Origin of the sequence: Desulfomicrobium macestii, from assembly GCF_014873765.1 — a bacterium.
Taxonomy (GTDB): Bacteria; Desulfobacterota; Desulfovibrionia; order Desulfovibrionales; family Desulfomicrobiaceae; genus Desulfomicrobium; species Desulfomicrobium macestii.
Genome location: NZ_JADBGG010000032.1, coordinates 19,695 through 42,926 on the forward strand (window position 1 = coordinate 19,695; position 23,232 = coordinate 42,926).

General features: G+C 60.0%; 17 protein-coding genes. 12 read left to right on the forward strand and 5 right to left on the reverse strand.

All coding sequences use genetic code 11. The features are described 5' to 3' along the window. Positions 1-2: 2 nt before the first annotated feature. The 11 genes from H4684_RS16675 to H4684_RS16725 are packed head-to-tail and all read left to right on the forward strand — an operon-like array spanning position 3 to position 13,868. Positions 3-1,433 (forward strand): UDP-N-acetylmuramoyl-L-alanyl-D-glutamate--2,6-diaminopimelate ligase, encoded by a 1,431-nt coding sequence (locus tag H4684_RS16675; protein WP_192624613.1) that lies wholly within the window; start codon positions 3-5, stop codon positions 1,431-1,433. Beyond that, a complete protein-coding gene (locus tag H4684_RS16680; protein WP_192624614.1) occupies positions 1,430-2,788 on the forward strand; it encodes a UDP-N-acetylmuramoyl-tripeptide--D-alanyl-D-alanine ligase in 1,359 nt (452 codons plus the stop codon). The genes H4684_RS16675 and H4684_RS16680 overlap by 4 nt, the downstream gene beginning before the upstream one ends. Continuing rightward, positions 2,785-3,861 carry a phospho-N-acetylmuramoyl-pentapeptide-transferase gene (gene mraY, locus H4684_RS16685; RefSeq protein WP_092193729.1) on the forward strand — a complete coding sequence of 359 codons (1,077 nt, stop codon included), beginning with the start codon at positions 2,785-2,787 and terminating at the stop codon, positions 3,859-3,861. Before H4684_RS16680 ends, mraY begins: the two co-directional genes overlap by 4 nt. Positions 3,862-3,868: 7 nt before the next feature. Next, positions 3,869-5,161 carry a UDP-N-acetylmuramoyl-L-alanine--D-glutamate ligase gene (murD, locus tag H4684_RS16690; RefSeq protein WP_192624615.1) on the forward strand — a complete coding sequence of 431 codons (1,293 nt, stop codon included), beginning with the start codon at positions 3,869-3,871 and terminating at the stop codon, positions 5,159-5,161. Continuing rightward, complete coding sequence (gene ftsW / locus H4684_RS16695; RefSeq protein ID WP_192624616.1) at positions 5,158-6,279, forward strand: putative lipid II flippase FtsW; 1,122 nt, start codon at positions 5,158-5,160, stop codon at positions 6,277-6,279. Before murD ends, ftsW begins: the two co-directional genes overlap by 4 nt. Then, entirely contained in the window at positions 6,276-7,367 is a 1,092-nt protein-coding gene (murG, locus tag H4684_RS16700; RefSeq protein WP_192624617.1) for an undecaprenyldiphospho-muramoylpentapeptide beta-N-acetylglucosaminyltransferase, read from the forward strand. Before ftsW ends, murG begins: the two co-directional genes overlap by 4 nt. Before the next feature lie 2 nt (positions 7,368-7,369). Further along, a complete protein-coding gene (murC, locus tag H4684_RS16705) occupies positions 7,370-8,746 on the forward strand; it encodes a UDP-N-acetylmuramate--L-alanine ligase (protein ID WP_192624618.1) in 1,377 nt (458 codons plus the stop codon). Next, positions 8,743-9,588 carry a cell division protein FtsQ/DivIB gene (locus H4684_RS16710; protein ID WP_092193732.1) on the forward strand — a complete coding sequence of 282 codons (846 nt, stop codon included), beginning with the start codon at positions 8,743-8,745 and terminating at the stop codon, positions 9,586-9,588. The genes murC and H4684_RS16710 overlap by 4 nt, the downstream gene beginning before the upstream one ends. Positions 9,589-9,627: 39 nt before the next feature. Continuing rightward, the gene (gene ftsA, locus H4684_RS16715) at positions 9,628-10,857 is read left to right on the forward strand and encodes a cell division protein FtsA (protein ID WP_015774769.1); all 1,230 of its coding nucleotides are present in this window, start codon (positions 9,628-9,630) and stop codon (positions 10,855-10,857) included. 53 nt (positions 10,858-10,910) lie between these two features. Beyond that, a complete protein-coding gene (ftsZ, locus tag H4684_RS16720; RefSeq protein WP_092193822.1) occupies positions 10,911-12,161 on the forward strand; it encodes a cell division protein FtsZ in 1,251 nt (416 codons plus the stop codon). Positions 12,162-12,206: 45 nt separating this feature from the next. Then, positions 12,207-13,868 carry a radical SAM protein gene (locus H4684_RS16725; RefSeq protein ID WP_318779653.1) on the forward strand — a complete coding sequence of 554 codons (1,662 nt, stop codon included), beginning with the start codon at positions 12,207-12,209 and terminating at the stop codon, positions 13,866-13,868. Here the strand turns inward: H4684_RS16725 and H4684_RS16730 are convergent. Then, on the reverse strand, positions 13,848-16,784 hold the full coding sequence (locus H4684_RS16730; RefSeq protein ID WP_192624619.1) for a ligand-binding sensor domain-containing diguanylate cyclase: 2,937 nt from the start codon (positions 16,782-16,784) through the stop codon (positions 13,848-13,850). The two genes, H4684_RS16725 and H4684_RS16730, sit on opposite strands and share 21 nt — an antisense overlap. Positions 16,785-17,001: 217 nt before the next feature. On the opposite strand from H4684_RS16730, the gene H4684_RS16735 reads away from it, so the two are divergent. Then, complete coding sequence (locus tag H4684_RS16735; RefSeq protein WP_192624620.1) at positions 17,002-19,521, forward strand: TonB-dependent receptor; 2,520 nt, start codon at positions 17,002-17,004, stop codon at positions 19,519-19,521. Between the two features lie 391 nt (positions 19,522-19,912). Here H4684_RS16735 and H4684_RS16740 read toward each other — a convergent pair whose 3' ends face one another. The 4 genes from H4684_RS16740 to H4684_RS16755 are packed head-to-tail and all read right to left on the reverse strand — an operon-like array spanning position 19,913 to position 22,923. Then, positions 19,913-20,830, reverse strand: coding sequence for an amino acid ABC transporter permease (locus H4684_RS16740; protein WP_318779654.1), 918 nt, complete (start codon positions 20,828-20,830; stop codon positions 19,913-19,915). Continuing rightward, positions 20,827-21,639 carry a transporter substrate-binding domain-containing protein gene (locus H4684_RS16745; protein ID WP_092193736.1) on the reverse strand — a complete coding sequence of 271 codons (813 nt, stop codon included), beginning with the start codon at positions 21,637-21,639 and terminating at the stop codon, positions 20,827-20,829. Before H4684_RS16745 ends, H4684_RS16740 begins: the two co-directional genes overlap by 4 nt. Further along, complete coding sequence (locus tag H4684_RS16750; protein WP_192624621.1) at positions 21,627-22,442, reverse strand: amino acid ABC transporter permease; 816 nt, start codon at positions 22,440-22,442, stop codon at positions 21,627-21,629. The genes H4684_RS16745 and H4684_RS16750 overlap by 13 nt, the downstream gene beginning before the upstream one ends. Positions 22,443-22,482: 40 nt before the next feature. Continuing rightward, entirely contained in the window at positions 22,483-22,923 is a 441-nt protein-coding gene (locus H4684_RS16755; protein ID WP_092193738.1) for a universal stress protein, read from the reverse strand. Positions 22,924-23,232: the final 309 nt, after the last annotated feature.

The window sequence follows — 23,232 nt, forward strand, 5'->3', positions numbered from 1 at the left end:
AAATGAATCAGATGAACCTTGATACCGTGCTTGAAATGCTTCGTGGCGGAACCGGGCTGCGCACCCACTCTGGTGCGGTGACGCCTGGCGACGTTTTCGTGGCCCTTTCCGGGACACGGGTCGACGGTGCGCGGTTCATCGATGACGCGGTGGCTCGCGGCGCTCGAGTCGTGGTGCATGGCGAGGGCGTCGATGTCCCCCGCCATGAGGGCGTTTTTTGTCTGGCGGTGCAGAGCCCCGCGCAGACTCTCGGAGTGCTGGCCCTTGCGGCGTTCGGAACGCAATCGCACCTGCCGAGGATCATCGGCGTGACCGGAACCAACGGCAAGACGACCACCGCGCATCTGATCCATTTTCTGCTGAGCCGCAACGGCATGGCCACCGGCCTCATCGGCACGGTGCATTGCTCCTGGCCCGGCGTCCAGGTCTCGGCGACAATGACCACGCCGGACTGCCTGAGCCTGCACGAGATTATCGGACGCATGGTCCGTGACGGCGTCGACAATCTGGTCATGGAAGTTTCCTCCCACGCCCTGGATCAGGAACGCATCGCCGGACTGCCCATGGAAGTGGGCGTGTTCAGCAACCTGACTCAGGACCATCTGGACTACCACGGGGACATGCAGCGCTACTTCGAAGCCAAGGCGCGCCTGTTTCTGGATGGTCCGGCGAGTTGCGCCAAGGGGCTCGTCAATGTCGACGACGAGTATGGGCGGCGTCTGAAAGAGATGCGTCCCGATCTGCTCGGATTCGGACTCGACTCCGAGGACGCCGGACTGCGGTGCCGGATCCTTGCCGCCGGGCCTTGGGGCATGACTCTTGGCCTGAGTCATGACGGGCATGCCTGGGAGCTGCGCACGGGTCTGGTGGGCCGTCACAACGCCTATAACCTGCTCTCGGCCGTGGGTACGGGGCTGCTGCTCGGTCTGACTCCGGCGCAGTGCGATTGCCTGAGCCAGGCTCCGGGCGCTCCCGGCCGCCTGGAACGGGTGCCCAATGAGCGCGGGCTCGATATTTTCATTGATTACGCGCACACCCCCGACGCGCTTGAAAAAGTTTCGGTGGCGCTCAAATCCATGGGTTTCAAGCGCCTGCTTACGGTGTTCGGTTGCGGCGGGGACCGTGACGCGAGCAAGCGTCCGCTCATGGGCGAGGCCGTGGCCCGACACGCCGACGTGGCCGTGGTCACTTCGGACAACCCCCGCACCGAAGACCCGGATTCCATCATCGACCAGATCGAGCCGGGTCTTGCAAAAGCGCGCCGGGTCCTGCGCGAGGCCGACCGGCGCAAGGCCATAGCGCTGGCCCTTGAGACCATGGAACCGGGCGACGCGTTGCTCATCGCGGGCAAGGGCCATGAGGATTATCAGATCATAGGTACGCAAAAGCGTCATTTTTCGGACTTCGAGGTCGTGCGGGAGTGCCTGTCATGAACATGACCTTGCAGCAGATCGCCTCCGCCATGGCCGCGAGCATCGAGCAGAGCCACGACCAGCCTGTGTGCCGGGTGAGCATCGACAGCCGTGCCGTCCGCCAGGGCGACCTCTTTTTCTGCATCGTCGGGCAGAAGCTCGACGGGCATGAATTCGCGCGGCAGGCGGTGGCGAACGGTGCCTGCGCCGTGGTGGCCAGCGCGCCTCTTGATCTGGATGTTCCGGTGTTGCTGGTACGTGACACGACATCGGCTCTGGGCCGACTGGCTCGGGTCTGGCGGGAAGGAACCCGCGCCAGGGTCATCGGCGTCAGTGGATCGGCGGGCAAGACCACGGTCAAGGAGATGCTGGCGCAGGTGCTGTCTGCGGCCGGGCGCACCGCCAAGAATTTCCGCAATCTGAACAATCAGATCGGCCTGCCCCTGTCCATTCTGGAGATGGACGGAGATGAGGATTTCTGGGTCCTGGAACTTGGCATCAGCCAGCCCGGCGACATGGATGAGCTTGGCTATATCCTGGCCCCTGACGCGGCGCTTCTGGTCAACATCGGCGCCTGCCATCTGGAAGGGCTCGGCAGTCTGTCCGGAGTGGCGGAGCAGAAATCCATTTTGCTCGATCATGTCCGCAAGGGCGGGTTCGCCTGCGTCAATGCAGACTATCCCGAGCTTTTGCAGCAAAGCGCCAGGCGAGATCCGAAGCTGGTGACCTTTTCCGGAGCCGGAGCCCGGGCCGACTATTCGTGTCTGCGGCAGGAGAACGTCGAGGGGTCCATTTCCTACACCGTGCGCGTCAAGGGTGAAGAGCTGCGCTGCAAGGTGTCGCACAACGTGCATATCGCCGAGAACCTGGCCGCGGTCGTGGCCATGGCCATGGAGCTGGGCCTGGGCATGGCGGCCATCGAGTCCTCCCTGGCGGAATACAGCCCGGTGACCCAGCGATTCGCGCAGAGCCGTGTCGGAACGTGGCTTTTCATCGACGACACCTACAACGCCAATCCCGTGTCCATGGCACGCTCCATCCGCGAAGCCGGGCGTCTTGGCGAAGGCAAGCGGCTGGTGCTGGTTCTTGGCGACATGCTCGAACTGGGCGCGGACAGTTCCCGCGCTCATCGTGAACTGGGCGAATTGATCGCGGACACGGGCGCGTCACACTGCTTTTTTCAGGGGAATCACGCACAGGACGTGGAGGCCGGACTCGGCGGATTCACAGGTGTTTTCAAGAAAGTGTCCGGGGCTGAAGAGGTTTTGCAAGCTTTGAGCGCAGTGCGCTGCGAGCAAGGCGTGATGCTCTTCAAGGGGTCGCGGGGATGTAAAATGGAGCAGTATTATTCTGCGCTGGAAAGGAGTTGGGCATGATTTATCATCTGCTGTACCCCCTTAGCGACCAAGTCAGTATGCTAAACGTGTTTCGTTACATCACGTTCAGATCCATCTATGCCATGCTGACTGCGCTTATCCTGTCGATAATCATCGGCCCAATTTTTATCAGATGGTTGCGCAAGCTTAAATTTGGCCAATATATAAAAGAATGCGGTCCGGATCATCAGGCCAAGAGCGGAACTCCGACCATGGGTGGCCTGCTGTTCGGATTCTGCATGCTGTTCAGTGTCTTTTTGTGGAGCGATCTGAGCAACAAGTACATATGGCTGACGGTGATGGTTTTTCTTGGTTTCGGGGCGGTCGGATTTGTCGACGACTACATAAAGGTCGTGCGCAGGCACAACGACGGGCTCTCCCCCAGGATCAAGCTCCTCGGACAGCTGATCGTCAGTGTCGGCGCGGTCTCCTTGCTGGTTTCGTTTCCGGAATATTCGACCAAGCTCATGGTTCCGTTCTTCAAGAATTTCAATCCGGACCTGACCTGGATGTATGTCCCGTTCGGGCTTTTCGTCATGATCGGGGCCTCCAACGGAGTGAACCTGACCGACGGCCTCGACGGTCTGGCCATCGGCCCAGCCGTGGTTTCGGCCGGGTGTTTCGCCCTCTTCGTCTATGTGGCCGGCCATGTGAATCTCGCCAACTACCTGCAGGTTTCCTACATCGCGGGGGTCGGCGAGGTCACGGTGATCTGCGGGGCCATGGTCGGGGCGGGCCTTGGGTTCTTGTGGTTCAACGCCTTCCCGGCCCAAGTCTTCATGGGCGACGTGGGCAGCCTGAGCATCGGGGGCACGCTGGGTTTCATCGCCATCCTGTGCAAGCAGGAACTGCTGCTGGTCATCGTGGGCGGCCTCTTCGTGGTCGAGACCCTGTCGGTGATCCTGCAGGTCGGATATTTCAAGGTCAGCGGTGGGAAGCGGATCTTTCGCATGGCGCCCCTGCACCATCATTTCGAGAAGAAAGGCATTCACGAGTCGAAAATCATCATCCGTTTCTGGATTCTGTCGCTTCTTTTGGCGGTCATGGCTCTGGGAACACTCAAACTGAGGTAGGAAGGGCATGCGCGAATTCATCCATGAAGATCAGCTTCGCGGTCACATCGCGATCGTGCTGGGGGCGGGAGCCTCGGGCATCGCGGCGGCGCGTCTTCTGGTGAAGATGGGCGCGTCCGTGCGCGTGCTGGAGAAGAACGAAGCCTGTGCCGCCAAGGTCCCCGCCGATCTGGGCTTCACGGTCTGCGCGGGCGAGCACGAACCAGAGCATTTCGCGGGCGCCAACCTGATCGTGCTCAGCCCGGGCATTGCCCGCTCGAAAGTCGCGCACCTTCTGCCTGCGGGCGTACAGGTGGTTTCCGAGCTGGAGCTGGCGAGCTGGTTTGTGTCCGAGCCCATCATCGCGGTGACCGGGACTAACGGTAAAACAACGACCACGACCCTCATCAGCCGCATTCTCGAAGTCAACGGCAAGAAGGTCTTCATCGGCGGCAATATCGGCACGCCCCAGTGCGAATACCTGCTGGGAGGCGAGCAGGCCGACATCCTGGTGCTCGAAGTGTCGAGCTTTCAGTTGCAGAACTCCCCGTCCTTTCACCCCCGGGTGGGCGTTCTGCTCAATTTTTCGGCCAACCACCTCGATTACCACGAGACCATGGAAGAGTATCTGAGCGCAAAGCTCTCCATGTTCGCGCACATGGGCGCATCGGACCTGGCCGTGGTGCCGCTGTCCATGAAGGATGAGCTTGAGAGACGAAATTTCACCCAGGGTCGCCGGGTCTATTTTGTGGCCAGTCCCCGTTTTGAATGCCCGGGGCTGCCCGGTCAGCACAACCGGGAAAACATGGAGGCGGCCTATCTGGCGTGCCGCTATTTCGGGCTTTCCGAGGAGGATGTGCAGCGCGGGATCGACGGTTTCGCCACCCTGCCGCATCGCATCGAGGCGGTCGCGGAGCACAAGGGCATAGTTTTTATTGATGATTCCAAGTCCACGACCATCGACTCCATGATTGCGGCGCTCAAAAGCCAGGACCGCCCCGTGCGCCTTTTGGCCGGAGGCGTGTTTAAAGGTGGTGATCTCTGTGCGGTGGTGCCGGTTCTGCGCGAGAAGGTTCGCGGCGTGTATCTGTTCGGGCAGTCGCGGGAAATTTTCGAAGCGGCCTGGAGTGGATGCGGCAAGGAACTCAGTTGGGACGCAACGCTGGAAGAGGCTTTGTTCAGGGCCGCCGCCGACGCCCGCAGCGGAGAATGCGTGCTCCTGTCGCCGGCCACGGCCAGTTTCGACCTCTTCGCCAACTACAAGGAGCGGGGCAAGGCTTTCCAGCGCGCGGTCAGGGAATGGGTGGAGGGCGCATCATGAAGATCACCCAGCGCGAAGCGGCCCGCCAGCTCATGAGCTTTGACGTCATCTTGCTGGGTGCGGTCATCTGTCTGGCTTCTCTCGGGCTGATCATGGTTCTGAGCGCAAGCGGCATCATGGCCGAGAAGGTTTACGGCGACAAGTACGCCCTGTTCTGGAAGCAGGTGCTGTTCATGGTCGCCGGAGGCGTGGTGCTGACGGTCGCGGCCCGCGCGAACATCGAATTTTTTTATCGCCACACCTATCTCTGGATTTTGCTGGCGGCCGGACTTCTGCTGCTGACCGTTTTTTCGCCGCTTGCCACCACCGCCGGCGGTGCAAGCCGCTGGTTGCGGATCGGGCCGTTCTCGGTCCAGCCGCTGGAGGCCGCCAAGATCGCGCTGGTTTTCTACCTGTCCTACTTTTTCGCCAACAAGCAGGACCTGGTCAAAACCTTCAGCGTGGGTTTTCTGCCGCCGATCATGGTGACGGGGAGCCTTTGCTTTCTGCTGCTCCTGCAACCTGACTTCGGCGGCGCGGTGTTTCTGGCGGGCCTGCTTTTCCTGATGTGCCTGGTCGGTGGAACGCGGATCATTTTTCTGGGATCGGCCGTTGTGCTGGCCCTGGTCTCGGCGGCGCTGCTGGTGGTCAATTCCCCGTATCGTTTTCGCCGGGTCTTTTCCTTCCTGGACCCGTTCCAGGATGCCCAGAACACGGGATACCAGCTGGTGCAGTCTCTTTACGGGCTGGGTTCGGGCGGATGGTTCGGCCTGGGGCTGGGCGAGGGAAAGCAGAAGCTTTTCTTTCTGCCCGAAGCGCACAACGACTTCATCATGTCCGTGCTCGGTGAAGAACTGGGCTTTGTCGGGGTGTCCCTGATCGTCATCCTGCTCGGTGTGGTCTTGTGGCGGACTCTGGCGATCAGCGTCCGTCAGGCAACCATGCATGACCGCATCACCGCCTTCGGCATGGGAGCGATCGTGATCGTCGGCGGCATCCTGAACATGGGCGTGGTCCTTGGCGCCATTCCCCCTAAGGGAGTGCCCATGCCGTTTTTGAGTTATGGCGGCAGCCACCTGCTGACCGGATTTTTTTGTACCGGGGTGCTGCTCAACCTGTCACGCAAGGTCAAGGCATGAAACGTTTGATTCTGACCACAGGCGGCACCGGAGGCCACATTTTCCCGGCACTGGCCGTGGCGGAGTCCATGCGCGCCACCGTACCTGACTGCGAGATCCTGTTCGTGGGCTCGGAACGTGGCCCCGAAGGTGAATGGGCGCGCAAGGCCGGACTGTCTTTTGTGGCTCTGCCGGCCCAGGGCGTTCTGGGGCGCGGCATCAAGAGCGCGGCCACGGCCTTGTGGCTGGGGCGCAGCCTGCTCAAGTCCTGGCGGCTTCTGCGTGAGTTCAAGCCCGACGTGGTGCTGGGTCTTGGCGGCTACGCGGGATTTTCCTGCCCCCTGGCGGCAAGTCTGATGGGCATTCCTTCGGCCATTCACGAGCAGAACAGCGTGCCCGGAGTGACCAACCGTATTCTGGCACGGCGCGTGGACCGCGTGCTGGTCAGCTTCGCGGACATGGAAGGCCCGATCTTCGGCGGCCCAAAAGCGGTCGTCACCGGCAATCCCGTCCGCGCCGAAATCCGCACCTTGCGTGAAGAGCGGCGCATGCCGGGGCGAAATATTTTGATTGTGGGCGGCAGTCAGGGCGCTTCTGCCCTGAACGGCTTCGTGGTGCGGGAACTCGACAGGCTCAAAGCCCTGGGGCTCGGCATCTGGCATCAGACGGGAAAAGACGAATTCGAGGCCATCCGAGAGGTTTACGCCCAAAAGTATCCCGCCGCGCGTGTGGAGCCGTTCATCAGCGACATGCACGAAGCCTACCGCTTCGCCGATCTGGTGATTTGCCGGGCCGGAGCCACGACCATCGCGGAACTGACGGTGGCGGGGAAGCCGAGCATTCTGGTGCCCTTTCCCTACGCAACCCACGACCACCAGCTAAGGAACGCCCGTTCGCTGGAAAAGGTCGGGGCGGCGCTGGTCATTCAGCAACGCCAGCTGGATGAGTTGAATTTGTCTTCTGTGGTGGGCGATCTTTTTCAAATGCCGGAGAATCTGGCCAGAATGGCCCGGGCGGCCCGCGAAGCCGGCATCCACGATGCCGGGGACAGGGTCGTGGCGCAATTGCAGGATTTGGCGTCGAGCAAAACACGGCGTGACAGACGGTGAACATGAAGTCGAAAATTAGAAAAATACACATGGTAGGCATCGGCGGCGCAGGCATGAGCGGCATTGCCGAGGTGCTGCTGACCCTTGGCTACGAAGTGTCGGGTTCGGACTTGGTCAAGGGGCCGGTGGCGTTGCGCCTTGAGTCTCTCGGGGCAACGATTCATGCCGGTCACGAGAGGAAGAACGTCCGCGATGCCCAGGTCGTGGTCCGCTCCACTGCCGTGCGCGACGACAATCCCGAGCTTGAGGAAGCTCGCGCCCATGGCGTGCCCATCATCCCGCGCGCCGAAATGCTGGCCGAGCTGATGCGCCTCAAGGTCGGCGTGGCGGTGGCCGGGACCCACGGGAAAACCACGACCACGTCGCTCTTGGCCACGATATTCATGGAAGCCCACCTTGACCCCACGGTCATCATCGGCGGCCGGCTGAACGCCTACGGTTCCAACGCCATGCTTGGCCAGGGACGCTATCTCATCGCCGAAGCCGACGAATCCGACGGGTCGTTTCTGTGTCTTTTGCCGAGAATATCCATCGTCACCAACGTCGATGCGGATCATCTCGATTACTACAAGGACATGGACGAAATCCGGGACAGCTTTGTCGAATTCATGAACAGCGTGCCGTTTTACGGGCTGAACGTGGTCTGCGGTGACGACAAGGGCGTGCAGTCCATTCTGCCCAGGGTCCGCCGTCCGGTCATGACCTACGGCTTCGGCGAGGGAAATGATCTGCGCGCCGAAATCATAAGCTGCGAGGCGGGATCGCGATTCAACGTCTATCGCCACGGGGAATTCTGGGGCGAGGTGTCCCTGACCCATCCCGGCCGTCACAATGTCTTGAATGCCTTGGCCGCCATCGGCGTGGCCATGGAGGCCGAGGTGCCAAAGGCGGACATCATCCACGGTCTTGGAGCCTTTGCCGGAGTCGGGCGCCGTTTTGAACACAAGGGCGAACGGAACGGAGTGCTCGTGGTCGACGACTATGGCCACCATCCGACGGAGATCGCCGCAACCCTCGAAACCGCGCGGCTGTGCTATCCGCACAAGCGCCTGGTTGTGGCCTTCCAGCCACACAGGTTCAGCAGGACGCAGGCCCTGTTCGGCGATTTTTCCAAGGTGTTCGCGGGGGTTGATCAATTGCTGTTGACGGAGATCTATCCGGCCAGCGAATCCCCAATCCCTGGGGTCAGCGGGCAGAGTCTGGCTCAGGCCATCCGACAGGTGACCAGCACTCCGGTGCGATTTTTCGAGGATTTCGGCGCCATGCAGTCTGCCCTTGGCGAGATTCTGCACGAAGGCGATCTGTTTTTGACGCTGGGCGCGGGCAGCATCTGGACCGTCGGCCAGGGATATCTGGATGAAGGGGCGGGGACTCCGTGAGCACGGCGGTTCTGGGCAAGAAGATTCGCCGGAACGTACCCCGGCGCAAGGAACGCAGGCAGCCTGTGGACAAGGGCGCGGTGCTTGGCGGACTCCTTCTTGGCCTGGGACGCACGGTTTTCGTTCTGACACGCTGGACTTTGGGCGTTGCCGCGGTGGTAGTTGTCAGCTTCGGGATTCTGTTCGCCTACAGATGGGTCACGGCTCATGAGTTTTTTGCCCTCGTCAATCTGCGGATCGAAGGCTCTCAGCGGCTCGGGCGCGAGGAGATCGCGGAGATGGGCGGGGTCAGCACGGGTTCGAATGTATTGAGCATCAATATCGCGGAGGTGCAGCGCCGCATCGCCGCCAGCGAATGGGTGGAAAGCGTGGCCGTGACCCGGGTTCTGCCCGACGGCCTGATCATCGAGGTGAAGGAGCGGGAACCCGCCTTCCTGACGCGCCGCGACGAGCAGCTCTACTACGCGGACATCAACGGGCAGACCATAGCGCCCGTGAGCGTGGACAAGTTCATATCGCTCCCGATTCTGGAGACGGAAGAGGGCGTGCAGGTCGGAAGCGGAATCAGGACGCTGCTGGACGAGGTCGCAAGGAACTCTCTGCCTTTCGGCATGAGCCAGATAGCCTGGCTGCGGCAGGACAGCGCGGATCAGTTCAGCATATTTTTGGAAAAGCCGCGGGTGCTCGTGCAACTGGATGGCGCGGATCTGGATTCCGCGCTGGCAAGCCTGACCAAGGTCTGGGCTGATTTGGGGCGCCGGGGCGAACTTGATCGCACCGAATTCATGTTTGTCATGCCCGGTCGGGCATGGATCAGGCTACATGCCGATCAAACACTCTAGGGAACGCATGCCGGCCAGAGCCGGGAGATGAGGGGAAGTATGGCCAAGTCTGAATTGATCGTCGGTCTGGACATCGGAACGACCAAGATATGTACCGTCGTGGGCGAGGTGGGTACGGATTCGCTGGTGGATATCATCGGCATCGGGACCAGCCCTTCCACCGGCTTGCGCAAGGGCGTGGTCGTCAACATCGAACAGACCGTGCAGTCCATCAAGAAAGCCCTCGAAGAAGCCGAGCTCATGGCCGGTTGCGAGATCAGGGCCGTTTACGCAGGGATCGCGGGCAGCCACATCAAGGGCTTCAACAGCCATGGCGTGATCGCCGTCAAGGGCGGCGAAGTGACCGCCCGCGACATCGAGCGGGTCATCGACGCGGCAAAGGCCGTGGCCATCCCGCTCGATAGGGAAGTCATCCATATTTTGCCCCAGGAGTACATCGTCGACGACCAGACCGGCATCGCCGATCCTCTGGGCATGGCCGGGGTGCGCCTTGAGGTGAAGGTGCACATCGTCACCGGAGCGGTGACCAGCGCCCAGAACATCGTCAAGAGCTGTCACAAGTCGGGGCTCGACGTCGAAGACATCGTGCTTGAGGCCTTCGCCTCGTCCAAGGCCGTACTGACCGACGAGGAGCGCGAGATCGGCGTCGCGCTCGTGGATATCGGAGGCGGCACCTCGGATATCGCGATTTTTCACGGCAACTCCATCAAGCACACCGGGGTCATCGCCCTTGGCGGGACCAACCTGACCAATGACATCGCCTTTGGCCTGCGCACGCCGACCCAGGCCGCCGAAAAGATCAAGATCAAGTACGGCTGCGCACTGGCGGAGCTGGTCAAGAAGGATGAGATCATCGAAGTGCCGAGCGTCGGCGGCCGGGAGCCGCGCAAGCTGACTAGGCAGGTCCTGGCGGAGATCTGCGAGCCGCGCATGGAGGAATTGCTCGCATTGGTGGACCAGGAGCTGATCCGCTCCGGGTACAAGAAACTTATAGGCGCGGGCGTGGTGCTGACTGGCGGCGCGTCGCGCATCGAAGGGATTCAGGAATTGGCGGAGCAGGTCTTCAACCTGCCGACCAGGACGGGTTCGCCTGCCGGAGTGGGCGGACTCAAGGATGTGGTGGACAGTCCTACCTATGCCACGGCGGTGGGACTGCTTCTCTATGGCGCGGAAAAACATGGGCGGGACAGCAAGATCCGCATCCGCGACAAGAACATCTTTCACTCCATCCTGGCGCGGATGAAGAAATGGTTCGTGGACATAAGCTGAAGGGTTTCAGGGAAAAAACGGAGAACGGGAACAACGAAAAACGTGGGGGAATTATGGATTTCCTGGAAATTGAACGCGAAGACAATGCTTTGATCAAAGTGATCGGAGTGGGTGGCGGAGGCGGTAATGCGGTGAACAACATGATCAAGGCCGCCATGCAGGGCGTGACCTTCATCGCCGCCAACACGGACATGCAGGCTCTGAAGCATTCCCAGGCCGAGTACAAGATTCAGCTCGGAGACAAGCTGACCAAAGGCCTTGGCGCTGGCGCGAATCCGGATATGGGTAGGGACGCGGCGCTTGAGAGCCAGGCCCAGATCAGGGATATCCTGGGCGACTGCGACATGGTTTTCGTCACTGCCGGCATGGGCGGCGGCACGGGTACGGGAGCCGCTCCGGTCATCGCGCAGGTGGCCAAGGACATGGGCGCGCTGACCGTGGCCGTTGTCACCAAGCCTTTCTTTTTTGAAGGCAAGCGTCGGCAGCAGCAGGCCGAACGCGGGATCAAGGAGCTGCGCGAGATCGTCGACAGCATCATCACCATCCCCAACGACCGCCTGCTGACCCTGGCATCCAAGAAGGCCTCCTTCGTGGACATGCTGGGCAAGGCCGACGAAGTCCTTTTCCATGCCGTGAAGGGCATCTCGGACCTGATCATGGTCCCCGGTCTCATCAACCTCGACTTTGCCGACGTGAAAGCGGTCATGGAAGAGATGGGTCTGGCCATGATGGGTACGGGCATCGCTTCCGGCGATGGCAGAGCCCGCGAGGCGGCCCTGAAGGCCATCACCAGCCCGCTCCTTGAGGACGTGACCATCGACGGCGCTCGCGGCGTGCTCATGAACATCACCTGTGGCCCGGACCTGACCATCGAAGAAGTCAGCGAAGCCGCCAGCATCGTGCACGAAGCCGCTCACGAGGATGCCAAGATATACTTCGGCACGGTCTTCGACATGGATTGCGTGGATGAAATGCGCATCACCGTCATCGCCACCGGCATTCAGGACGGAAACGCACCCCTGGAAAAGGGAACCAAGGTCACGCCTTTCGCCGCGAATCCGGCTGCGAGCCGCCTCGGGGCCGAAAGCGAAGGCTCCTTCATCCGTCCGCGCACCCGCAAAATCACGGTCAACGAGAGCGCCGATCTCAGCGTTCCGGCCTATATTCGGGCCAAGACCCAGCCGGGCGCGGAAGAAAAGCGGCATGAAGTTCGCAAATGCGTCAACGGCGGCGATGACGCCGAGTTCCTGTTCGAAGAGGAGGAATTTGAAATTCCGTCATTCATCAGAATGCAGGCAGACTAGCATTACAAGTCTCCCCGACTTGTCACCCCGTCCGTGGAGGGAACTGTGTCCGAGCTCTATCTAGGCCGAACCGCCCCTCGACTGAAGGATTGGGGAGGCCGGCTGCCTGTTGCTCTGGTATTTCCAGAGGCAGCGCGGCACGGACTCTCCACTCTGGGTTGGCAGGTTGTCTACCGGCTGCTCGCAGGTCGCGAGGAGCTGGCCGTTGAGCGTTTTTTCTGGGACCCCACTTCTCCGAGGCCCAGGTCCGTTGACTCCGGACGCGACCTGGGCCTCTTCCCCCTTGTTCTGTTTAGCCTCAATTTCGAAGGTGATTTTCCAACGGCCATACGGCTTCTGCAGGATGCGGACATTCCGGTCAGAGCCGAAGAGCGTCAGTCCTGGCCAATGATCCTGGCCGGCGGGCCCCTGGCGTTTCTCAACCCGTTTCCGATCTTGCCGGCGCTGGACGGAATCTTTGTCGGCGAGGCCGAAGCAGGGCTTTCCGCCGTCATGGACAATATAGCCAACGCCTGGAACAGCGGCGGAGACAAGGCCGCTGTACTGGAGGATATCGCCGGGCTGCCCGGAATGCTGATTCCCGGCAAAAGCATCGAGCCCGTGCGCAGACTTGTCGATATGTCCGGATCCAGGACTCTGCACGATCCTGCCTATTCCTGTTTTGTCAGTTCCGAGGCCCAGTTTCGGGACATGCTGCTTTTGGAAGTCAACCGGGGATGTCCCTACGGTTGCCGCTTTTGCGCGGCAGGCAGCATCTACAAGCCGCCCCGCCACGCCGAGCTGGAGACGCTGCAAGAGATCGTCACGCGCTGCGCTCCGCAAAAAGTGGGTCTTGTGGGCACGGCACTGACCGACTGGCCGGACCTGTTGCCATTTTTGCGCTGGCTGCAGGAGCGCAAGATAAAATTTTCGCTGTCGTCCCTTCGTGCCGACGGCCTGACCGACGAGTTGCTCGAATTTCTTCGCCATACAGGCACTCGTTCCGTGACCCTGGCCCTGGAGGGCGCGAGTCGCCGCCTGCGCCAGGCCATGAACAAGCATTTTTCGGAAGAGGCCTTTCTGGACGCCGTGACGCGCATCAGCCGATTGCAGTTCAACACCTTGAAACTGTACATGATCACGGGCTGGCCGGACGAAAGCGAAGCGGACTGGGCCGAATTCGAGTCCTTTCTGGGCAGCATCGAAGAGGCCAGGAAGATGGGGCAGGGCAACCGCAAGAAGGGGGTGGAGCTTGTCTCCCTGTCGGTCAGCTGCCTTGTGCCCAAGGCCTGGACTCCCCTGCAATGGGCGGACATCCCGGAAGAGGACTGGTTCAAGAAGGCCATGAAGCGCTTCAAGGGCGCTGTCGGACGCTTCAAGGGCATGCGTTTCGCGGGAGAGAACCCCGGTCAGGCCCGGATACAGATGTTTCTGGCCAGGGGCGGGGAAGAAATTTTTCCCTGTCTGGAACGGGCGGCCGAAATAGGACTTGCCGAAGCCGTGAAGGAATTCGACGAGATGGTGCGGCAGGTTTTGCATCGACCGCTTGACCGGGAAAGCGTGTTTCCCTGGGAACGTCTGGATGTAGGGGTTTCAAGGAAATTTCTGTATTCGGAGTGGACCAAATATAAGCACGGAATGATCACGCCTCCATGCCCCGAGTCCGGTTGCCGTGAGTGCGGGGTCTGCGGGATGGACCGCTTCCTGTCATTGCCGCACGGGAGTTAGGGCCAGACAGTGATCCTTGTAGAAAAAGCAGTTCCGCCCGTTGCGTTTGGCTTGGTAGAGGGCCTGGTCCGCTGAAAAGAGTCCCGAATCGATGTGCAGGTCGGTTTGCGGGCTGAATGTCGAAATGCCCAGACTCACCGTGATTCTGTCCGAAAGCGGTGAGCCCGGATAGGGGATGTTGGCCAGGAAAAGGGCCTGCTGAATTTTTTGAGCCACCCGCTCCGCCCCGCTGCGGTTGGTGCTGGGCAATACCACCACGAATTCTTCCCCGCCATATCTGGCCACGAAATCCTCCGGTCGCTTGAGCGTGACGTTCAAGGTTTGCGCGACGCTGCGCAAGGCCATGTCGCCTGCCTGATGACCGAAGCGATCGTTGAATCCCTTGAAAGAATCAATGTCGATCATGAGCACCGAGATCTGGTGGTTGCTGCGTTTGCAGCGGCTTTTCTCGGCTACGAGCACTTCCTGGAATTTGCGTCTGTTGGGTACGCCCGTCAGCGGGTCCTGCATGACCAGGTTTTCGAGCATCTCCTTGCGGATGCGCGTGGTCTGCAGGCGGGCAAAAAAAAGCGAAGAGAACAGGAATGTGGACACCAGGAGCAGCGCGTAGCCGGCCTTGGCCCACGAAGTCATCCACCAGGGCGGAGAGATGTTGACGCTTATGGACTCGGTGATAGGACTGTTGAAGCCGTCCTTGAGCTTGAACACGTAGCGCCCAGGTTGCAGATGCGCGTAGCTGACCGACGACTGCCCGCCTGAGTCGGTCCAGGCGGAATCCACGCCTTCGAGTTTGTAGACAAACCTGGGTGTGCTGAGGGGGCTGATTTCAGGGATGGCGAAGGAAAAAGTCAGAAAGTTCTGGAGATGGTCAAGTTCAAGAGCTTTGGGCATCCGTCCCAACGGGGTGGGGGGCACCTTGCGCTCGAAAATGCGCACATCGGATATTTTGGGCTGCGTGGGGGAGCTGGAGATGAGTTTTTGCGGATCAATGAGCAGTAATCCGTCGGAATGTCCGTAGACGAGCATCTGGCCAAGGATAACGGGAGCCGCAGTGATGCTGGAAGCAGGATGCCCCGCGCCGGTGGCCATCTCCTGCGCCTGGTTTGATCCGACCGGGAGATGATGGATTTTTGATTGGGTATGCATCCAGATGCCGCGCCCGTTGTCGTCCCAGAGCGACAGCACGCTTGGAATGGGCGCATTTTCAATCGTGCGCACGGGTGTGACCAGCCCTGATTTCAGGTCGTAGCGGAGCAACTGGCTCGTCGTCCCTATGAGCAGTTCTTCGGGGCCGGTCTTGAGCATGCATTTGACGTTTTGCGTCTTCCCCTCTTTTGCCGGTTCCGGCAGGGAATACTGGATGGTATGCCCGGAGCGGGTATCGATCCTGTGGATCGAGCTCAAATGCCCGACCCAGAGTTCAGCACCGGATTGCATGAGAAACGACCCTCCCGGCTGCGGGGAGAAGGACATCTCTTTGCGAACGCCTGGGTCGCCGGGGCTCCAGGAGTACAGCTCGGCAGTGTTGGAGACCCATACTCTTCCGTCGTTCATGGGTACGATGTGGTGGATGTAACTGTTCGGCAGCGAAGGATCGACGTCGTCGAAAACGAGCTGCGTAAGTTCCATTCTGCCGTCGGGGGTGATGCGCAGAAGAGTGTTCTGAGTGCCGCAGAGAAGGGAATTGTCGGAAGCCCAGGCAAGTGAACGGATTCTCGGCGTGTCGAGAAACGGTTCGATTTCAATACTGGTCGACAGGGAGAGTTGGTCCGGATCCAGCGGCAAGGAACGATACAGTCCGCCGTCCTTGAGCGCGACATAGATGCGGGAGTCCACAGGGCTCACCGTGCAGATGGCATTGGCATTGCGCAATGGCTCGCGTTGTCCCCTGATCCTGAGTTCGAGCAATTTGGCGCCGGGATAGGCCGGCCGGTGCAGCACCCCATGATTGTATGTCCCGATCCAAAGCGTCCCGGCCTTTGTTTCATTGATGCTTGCGATGTAGAGCGGTGTCTTGCCGCGTGAATCGGTTATGCGGAAGGGGTGGTAAAAGATTCTGCCCTGGCGGAAGGCGTGGCGGAATAGGCCCCGGGCGGTGGAAATCCAGACATCGCCGCTGCTGTCGGTGTAGAGATCGAGAATGCGCTCTTCAGTAATTTCGTTCACCGGAACGAGTTCCTGCTTGGAGGCGTGTGCCGGGAGGATCCACAAACCTTTTCCTGCGACGCCGACCCAGAGGTTGCCTGCGCCGTCAAAGGTGAGTTTTTTGGCCGAGTAGGGTGCGCCAGAAGGCAGAGGGATGGCCGTGGCCGGTCCTCTGGTGCCTGTCAACCGAAGCACGCCCTGGCCCGTGCCCAGCCACATGTCCCGCTGGGCATTTTCGGCGATATCGAAAACCGTCCAGGCCTTTTCCGGGTTCGGCGGAACAATCTCGACGCTCTCGAATTTATCGAAGGACGGCTCGTAACGATGCAGTCCCCCATTGCCGGTTCCTGCCCAGAGGAAGCCCTTCTGATCTTTGTGGAGGACGAAGACGGTCTCGGTGGAGAGTCCGGCTGGAGTTTCGCTTGTCGTGTACCAGCGGGGAGTTTTTGTCGCCAGGGAGTAGGCCAGCACGCCTGAATTGGTGCCCACCCACAGGATGTCATTGTCGTCTATGCGCATGTCTCGAACGTTCTTTCCCTGCAAGACATCATCAAGCACGGGACGGATCGACCGGCCGTCATACACGTGCAGCCCCCGGATGGAAGCCAGCCAGATGTAGCCCTGGGAATCCTGGGCGGTGGCGATGACGCTGTTGTGGCTGTTGCGTTCCAGGGAAATGTCCAACTTGCTGACATCAAGGGGGATGTCCTGGATGGCAAGGGCTTGTTGCGGAAGGAACAACAATATGAGTATAAAAATCAGGGTTCGCATGGAGTGCTTGATGTTTTGTAATACATCCTTCAAGTAGTACTTGGCGTTGGGTACTTACGGTTCAACAGGTGCGTGGCATTTGTCGGGAAAAAGAGCAACCATCATCTTTCAAAAAAAGCAGGGGAAAAAAAGGAGAGGCGCACTCTCTCTTTTTTTTCTGTTGTTCTTGCTGATTCAGGGCAGCGCCTGGGCGGAAAACTTCACGGACGGAGCTTTTTTGCCGGTACCCCAAGGCTCCATGCCGGGCGAAGGGCAGGACAATTCAAGTCCCGGAAACAATGGAACCGGCCCGGGCAATGCCACGACGGATATTTTCAACGGCTCGGCCGACCAGTTGCAAGATCTTCTGAACGATCAGGACGATCTGATTTATCAATTTGATCCGGTGAAAGTTCTGGGAGAGAGGCATCTGTCCGGCAAGGCGACGATCGGTGGAGACGAATTGCAATCCCTTCCTTCCCGCACGGGCTCCATCACCGAGGCCATCAAGGGCTTCTCCAACGTTCAGTTTTCCAACGAAGAGACCTCAAGCCTCACGGGCGGGGAAATACGTCCGCCTCGCATCTCCATCGCAGGAGCCAAACCCTACGAAAACAATTTTCTCATCGACGGCATGAGCGTCAGCAACACGCTCAATCCCAACGGACTGGATGCGGATGGGGACTCCATTGCCCCCAATGATCTGGACGTCAACGGTGCGGACCAGACAATTTTCTATGACAGCAGCCTCGTGGACACGGTGACTGTTTACTCCAACAACGTGCCAGCCAAGTACGGGCGCTTCGTGGGTGGCGTCGTGGATGCCAAATTGGTTGATCCGCGTCTGGATCGTTGGCACGCGGTCTTTTCGGGCGGCCATACCCGCAGTGAGTGGTTTGATCTGAGAGGAGTGGACGAAGAGTCGACGTCGTCCGCCAATCAGCCCCGTTTTCGATCCTACGCCTTGAGCGCCAGCGCGGACGGTCCTCTTTCGGGAAATACCGCTCTTTTGGTCGCGGCGTCGCAAAGGCGCTCGGTCATTCCCTTGAAGCGGGATAAGCCCGACGACTCCACGTATGATGATGATCAAAAGCGGAGCAGCGAGAATTTTTTCGCAAAACTGTTGGTCATTCCTGGGGCGGATTTGAAGCTGACCCTGGACGCGACATACGCTCCATATGCTGAGGAACGATGGAAGGCGGTATACGACGAAAGTGACTGGAAAACGCAGAACAAGGCGTACAGGTTGGCCGGCTCGGCGACTGTCGGTGGGTCATGGGGCGAGTTGACGGCCAAGGCGGCCTATTCGCAAAACGGGTACAGCAGGGATTCCAAGAACAATCTGCGTGAGACGTATTCCGGGACCGGGGTGCCCGACGAGGAAAAATATTTCAGGGGTGGACTTGGGGACGCCGAGGTCACCAACCGCGGCATCGACGCAGCTATTGATTTCGACCTTGCGGAGTTCGAGACCGGCGTTCTGGTGTGGCGGCTTTCCTCGGGCCTGGATCTGAGCAACGTGACCACGGACATATGGAACGAGGAGGCCCGTCTGGAACTCGTGACGATGCCCTCCAGCGGGAAATGGAACCGCGTCTTCACGACCTATCCCGAGAGCGATCAGACCAGGACCCTGAACACGCTGGGTTGGTACGGACAGGCAGAGGTCCAGTGGGGGCGATTCACGCTCACGCCCGGATTGCGCATCGATCATGACGATTTCTCCTTCAATACCGATGTCGCCACACGTCTCAAGATGGAGCTGGACACCATGGGGGACGGCGCGTTGCGGCTGGTGGCCGGGGTCAACAGGTACTATGGCGGGCAGCTGCGCGCCTACGCATTTGATAGGCATCGGCCGTCCCTGACAAGGATGATCAAGTACAATACAGATCCTGACAATTTGCCTCCCATCAAGGTAGGCACCGACAACAGCTACCAGGCCAAGGGCCTTGAGACTCCGTATTCCGACGAGCTCATGGGAGGGATTCTCGGGGACGTGGCGGGATTTGAGTATGGCCTGGAGTTCGTGCACCGGGATCACCGGGATCAGATCATCAGCAAGGCCAGGGAAAAGGGCGTTTATGAACTGACCAACGACGGCAAGAGTACATACGACGGCATTACCCTGTCCTTGATGCGATCCTTCGAGACTGGTCGGTTCGGAACCCATGCGCTCTCCCTGGGCGTGACCAAGTCCTGGTCCAAGACCTTCAACGGTGCCTTTGACAGCGAGATCGACGAGTACAAGGATGTCGACTACGATTACGACAGGGTCTACTTCGAAGGCGAACTCATTGATCGCAGCCAACTGCCTGCCAACGACTACAATTCCCCCGCGGTTGTCACGCTGTCCTGGCTGGGCAGTTTTTACGATGACAGGTTCAAGATCAATTGCGTCTCTCGCTGGCGCGATTCAACCACCGGCCTCATGAATGACCAGCGCACCGACGCTGAAACCCCTTTCGGCACCGTGGAAAGCAAGCCCACGACTCCAAGCTCCAAGTGGTTTGGCGAGGACGGGTTGTATCACGATGCCTACAAGGAGGGGATCATATCCGGAGGCTTGGTGACTGACGTTTCGCTGGAGCTTGATGTGGTCAAGGAGGAGTTGCTCACGATCAGCCTGCTGCTGGACATATTCAACGTGTTTGCTTCCGATGGACATACGGGAGTGTCCGAACTTGGTGGAGGGTCGAAACTTCCGCGCAGCGAATACGGGCGTGGCTACTACGCCGGCATTAGCTGCGAATTCTAGGCGACCGTTCAGAACGCGTTCTGGACTGCGTTGCTCCCCGATTTTGCAAGGCTCATGTAGTGGGCTACACATCGCCTTCCAAAATCGGCTCGCGCCTTGCCAGAACCCGTTCTGAACGGCCGCCTGGCGTTGAACCGTCCGCGGAGCAAGGAATTCGTCTGATGGGCTCTGTTCGGGTGCTGCGCATCCGGAACGCGTTCTGGACTGCGTTGCTCCCCGATTTTGCAAGGCTCATGTAGTGGGCTACACGTCGCCTTCCAAAATCGGCTCGCGCCTTGCCAGAACCCGTTCTGAACGGCCGCCTGGCGTTGAACCATCGTTGGATCAATGGCCCTATCCTGAGGGGCTTTTTTTTCAAGATGCACATCCGGAACGCGTTCTGGTACGCCGCCTAGACGCTGTACCTGCGGCGCAGTAGATGTTCCAGGCGTGCAGCGCCCATGGAGCAGGAGAAGGTCAGTGCGAAGTACAGAAGCGCCACGCAGGTCCAGACTTCCATGGTCAGGTAGGTCGTGGCCATGAGTTGCATGCCCTGGAAGGTCAGTTCCTGGATTGAGATGACCGAGACGATGGCCGAATCCTTGATCGTGGAGATGATCTGTCCGGCCAATGGAGGGATCATGTTGCGCACGGCCTGGGGCATGATGATGTAGACCATGAGCCCAAGGCGCGGGAACCCCTGCGCACGCCCCGCCTCCCATTGCCCGGCATCCACCGACCGAATCCCTCCGCGCACGATTTCAGCGACATATGCCCCTTCGTAGAGTCCAAGGGTGAAGGCCGCCGTGACAAAGGCGTCAACCTGGTCCAGGCGGCCGATCAACACTCCAGCCACGGCCTTGACTCCGTCCGGGGCCGTGCGCAGCGCGTCCTGCAGGCCGATGGCCGGGGCGATCTGGTCGGCCAGGAAAAAATAACACAGAAAAATGAGCACCAGGGGCGGCAGGTTGCGGCACAGCTCGACATAGGTGCTGCCCACAAGCCGCAGGTAAAGACTGGGGCTGGTGCGCGCCAGCCCGGCCCAGACGCCCAGAAACAGTGCTATGAGCGCGGACCAGCAGGTCAGGCGGATGGTGGTGAAGAGGCCCTGCAGCAGCAGGCCCGGGCGTCCGTCCCCGCGCACCAGGTACTGGCCGAGCACTCCCCACTCCCATGGTTTTCCGTTCTGGGCGCTGATGCGCCAGACAACGTACCCTGCGCAGCCTGCCAGGAAAATGAGCAGGACGGCGTCGAGTTTCGTCAGGGGTGACCTTGGGCCTCGTCCTGCCCGGAGTACGTTCCCCGGGGTCTGGCGCGTTGCGGGGCTCACTTGATCCGGGCTTCCCAGTCCATGGTCTTAAACCAGTATGCATATCTCTCGGCCAGCCAGCCCTCGGCTCCGGCCACCAGCACCCAGTTGTTCAGGAAGTTCAGGAAGTCGTGATCACCCTTGCGTATCGCGAAGCCGATGGGCTCCTTGGTGAATGTTTCACCCTGCAGCGGCAGATAGAGCTTGTCCTTGTTGCGAATGGCCTGCTGTTCAGGAAAGGGGGCCGATGCGACCATGGCGTGCGCCCTGCCGTTCAGGACTTCCTGCAGGGCCTGGGCCTCGTCGTCGAACATCCGCACGGTGGCCTTCGGCATGTGCTTCTTGGCCGCGGCAACGGAGGTGGCGCCGGTTTTCGCGGACAGGATAATCTCGGGCTTGTTGAAATCGTCCAGGGAGGACAGGTTCGGCGCCGCCTCGATACTCGCGACCAGGGACATGCCGGAGAATTCGTACGGGCTGCTGAAGTTGACCTTGAGATTGCGGGCCGGCTGGATGCCCATGCCGCCGATGATGACATCGAATTTGCCGGTCAAAAGGGCCGGGATGATGCCCGACCATTTGGTGGGCACAAACTCGATCTCTACGCCCATGTCCGCGGCCACGCGTCTTGCCACATCGATCTCGAAGCCGATGTATTCACCGTTTTTGTCCTTCATGGCCCAGGGCACGAACGTGTCGAAACCCACGCGCAGCACGCCTCTCTCCATGACCTGATCGAGCACTCCTTTTTCAGCGGCCGAGCTTTCCACGGGCACGAGGCTGGCGCAAAGACTGAGACACAGGATTAAAATCGCGGCTATTTTGTGCATGAATCCTCCAAATGTGGTGATGATGAGTGTTGTTCCAGTAGCCTGGCCAGCGACGACAGCGTGACCGTGAAGACAAGATAGATGGCCGCCACCACGGTCCAGATTTCGAAGCTCAGGAATGTCTCCGCGATGATGGCCTGGCCGTGCATGGTCAGGTCGTAGATGGCGATGGTCGAGACCAGGGCCGAGTCCTTGATCAGGGAAACACCCTGGCTGGTCAGGGGCGGAAGAACGTTGCGCAGGGCCTGGGGCAAAATGACCTGCATGTAGATGCTCGGTTTCTTCATGCCCAGGCTGAGCGCTCCTTCCCATTGTCCGCGCGGGATGGCCAGGATGCCTGCCCGGATGATTTCCGAGGCGTAGGCGCCCTCGAACAGGGCCAGCGCAAGCACCGCCGAGGACATCCTGCCCAGGTCAACGGCCGGAGCCAGGACAAAATAGATGAAGAAGATCTGGACCAAGAGCGGCGTGTTGCGGATCAGTTCCAGATATACCCGGGCCATGGCCTGGCCGACCACGGAGCCCGACAGTCGGAGCAGGGCGGTGCCCAGCGCGAGAACGGCCGCGCCGACAAGGCCGAGCCCCGAGACAAGCAGGGTGATGCCCGCGCCCTGCAGCAGGGGTCCGGGGCTGCCGTCCGGGAGCAGGATGAAGCGCGGGACCCTGTACCACTGCCAATTGTAGCCCATGCTCTCAGCGCCGCGCAATACGATCCACGCCACGCAGAACATGGTCAGGGCGTAGGCGGCGACGGAACATGCCGTGCCGCATCGACACCTCAGGGAATGGAATCTGGCTATCATGGCAGAGCCCGCGGCCCGGTTCGGGCCGCGGGAAGATGATTTATTGCGGGCGGATGGTCATGACGGGCACGGCCGATGTCTTGACGACTTTTTCGGCTACGGAGCCGAAAAGAAGGCGATTCAAGCCCTGGCGGCCATGAGTGGACATGATGATGATGTCCGCTTTTTCCGCCTGGGCCAGATTGACGATGGCTTCGGCCGCGTCTCCGCTGACCACCTTGCCCGTTGCACGGACATCGGAGAAATGCTTGTCCACGAATTCGGTCATGGTTTTTTCCGCCCCGGTGACGATGTCCCCGACAAGCTGCGGCAGCGAGGCGGCAGGCAGGTCGAAGATTTCATACTGGATCATCGACGGCGCGACATACACCACAAGGACATCGGCATCGAATTTGAGGGCGAATTCCCGGGCCGTCTTGGCGATGGCCGCACTGGATTCGGAAAAATCCACGGGACAGAGGATTTTGGAAAACATGCTCATTTCTCTACCTCCTGGCAGATGGTTGACTTGCCTATCAGGTCGATTTCATGGTTTAAAATTAGCACAGCTGGTAAACATTGCAAGGCCGGAAGCCGTGAATAATCGGATTGCGGATGATTCACGAAGGCGTCCAAAGATGTTCTGAAAGTATGCCTGAAATGGATTTTATCACTCGATCATGTCGAAACATTTGGACATTCTTTTTAACCTTCGAGAGACAAAGGTCAACGGGTTGTCGCCGAATTGACGGATTTTCGCATTCCCGCACGCTGGCGGGCCGAATTTTTCACGCTGATGTACGCCCTGTGT

Excerpts from the sequence above, each read along its gene's own strand:
- H4684_RS16675 (WP_192624613.1), top strand. The coding sequence starts at position 3 with ATGAATCAGATGAACCTTGATACCGTGCTTGAAATGCTTCGTGGCGGA.
- H4684_RS16680 (WP_192624614.1), top strand. The coding sequence starts at position 1,430 with ATGAACATGACCTTGCAGCAGATCGCCTCCGCCATGGCCGCGAGCATC.
- mraY (WP_092193729.1), top strand. The coding sequence starts at position 2,785 with ATGATTTATCATCTGCTGTACCCCCTTAGCGACCAAGTCAGTATGCTA.
- murD (WP_192624615.1), top strand. The coding sequence starts at position 3,869 with ATGCGCGAATTCATCCATGAAGATCAGCTTCGCGGTCACATCGCGATC.
- ftsW (WP_192624616.1), top strand. The coding sequence starts at position 5,158 with ATGAAGATCACCCAGCGCGAAGCGGCCCGCCAGCTCATGAGCTTTGAC.
- murG (WP_192624617.1), top strand. The coding sequence starts at position 6,276 with ATGAAACGTTTGATTCTGACCACAGGCGGCACCGGAGGCCACATTTTC.
- murC (WP_192624618.1), top strand. The coding sequence starts at position 7,370 with ATGAAGTCGAAAATTAGAAAAATACACATGGTAGGCATCGGCGGCGCA.
- ftsA (WP_015774769.1), top strand. The coding sequence starts at position 9,628 with ATGGCCAAGTCTGAATTGATCGTCGGTCTGGACATCGGAACGACCAAG.
- ftsZ (WP_092193822.1), top strand. The coding sequence starts at position 10,911 with ATGGATTTCCTGGAAATTGAACGCGAAGACAATGCTTTGATCAAAGTG.
- H4684_RS16730 (WP_192624619.1), bottom strand. The coding sequence starts at position 16,784 with ATGCGAACCCTGATTTTTATACTCATATTGTTGTTCCTTCCGCAACAA.
- H4684_RS16745 (WP_092193736.1), bottom strand. The coding sequence starts at position 21,639 with ATGCACAAAATAGCCGCGATTTTAATCCTGTGTCTCAGTCTTTGCGCC.
- H4684_RS16750 (WP_192624621.1), bottom strand. The coding sequence starts at position 22,442 with ATGATAGCCAGATTCCATTCCCTGAGGTGTCGATGCGGCACGGCATGT.
- H4684_RS16755 (WP_092193738.1), bottom strand. The coding sequence starts at position 22,923 with ATGAGCATGTTTTCCAAAATCCTCTGTCCCGTGGATTTTTCCGAATCC.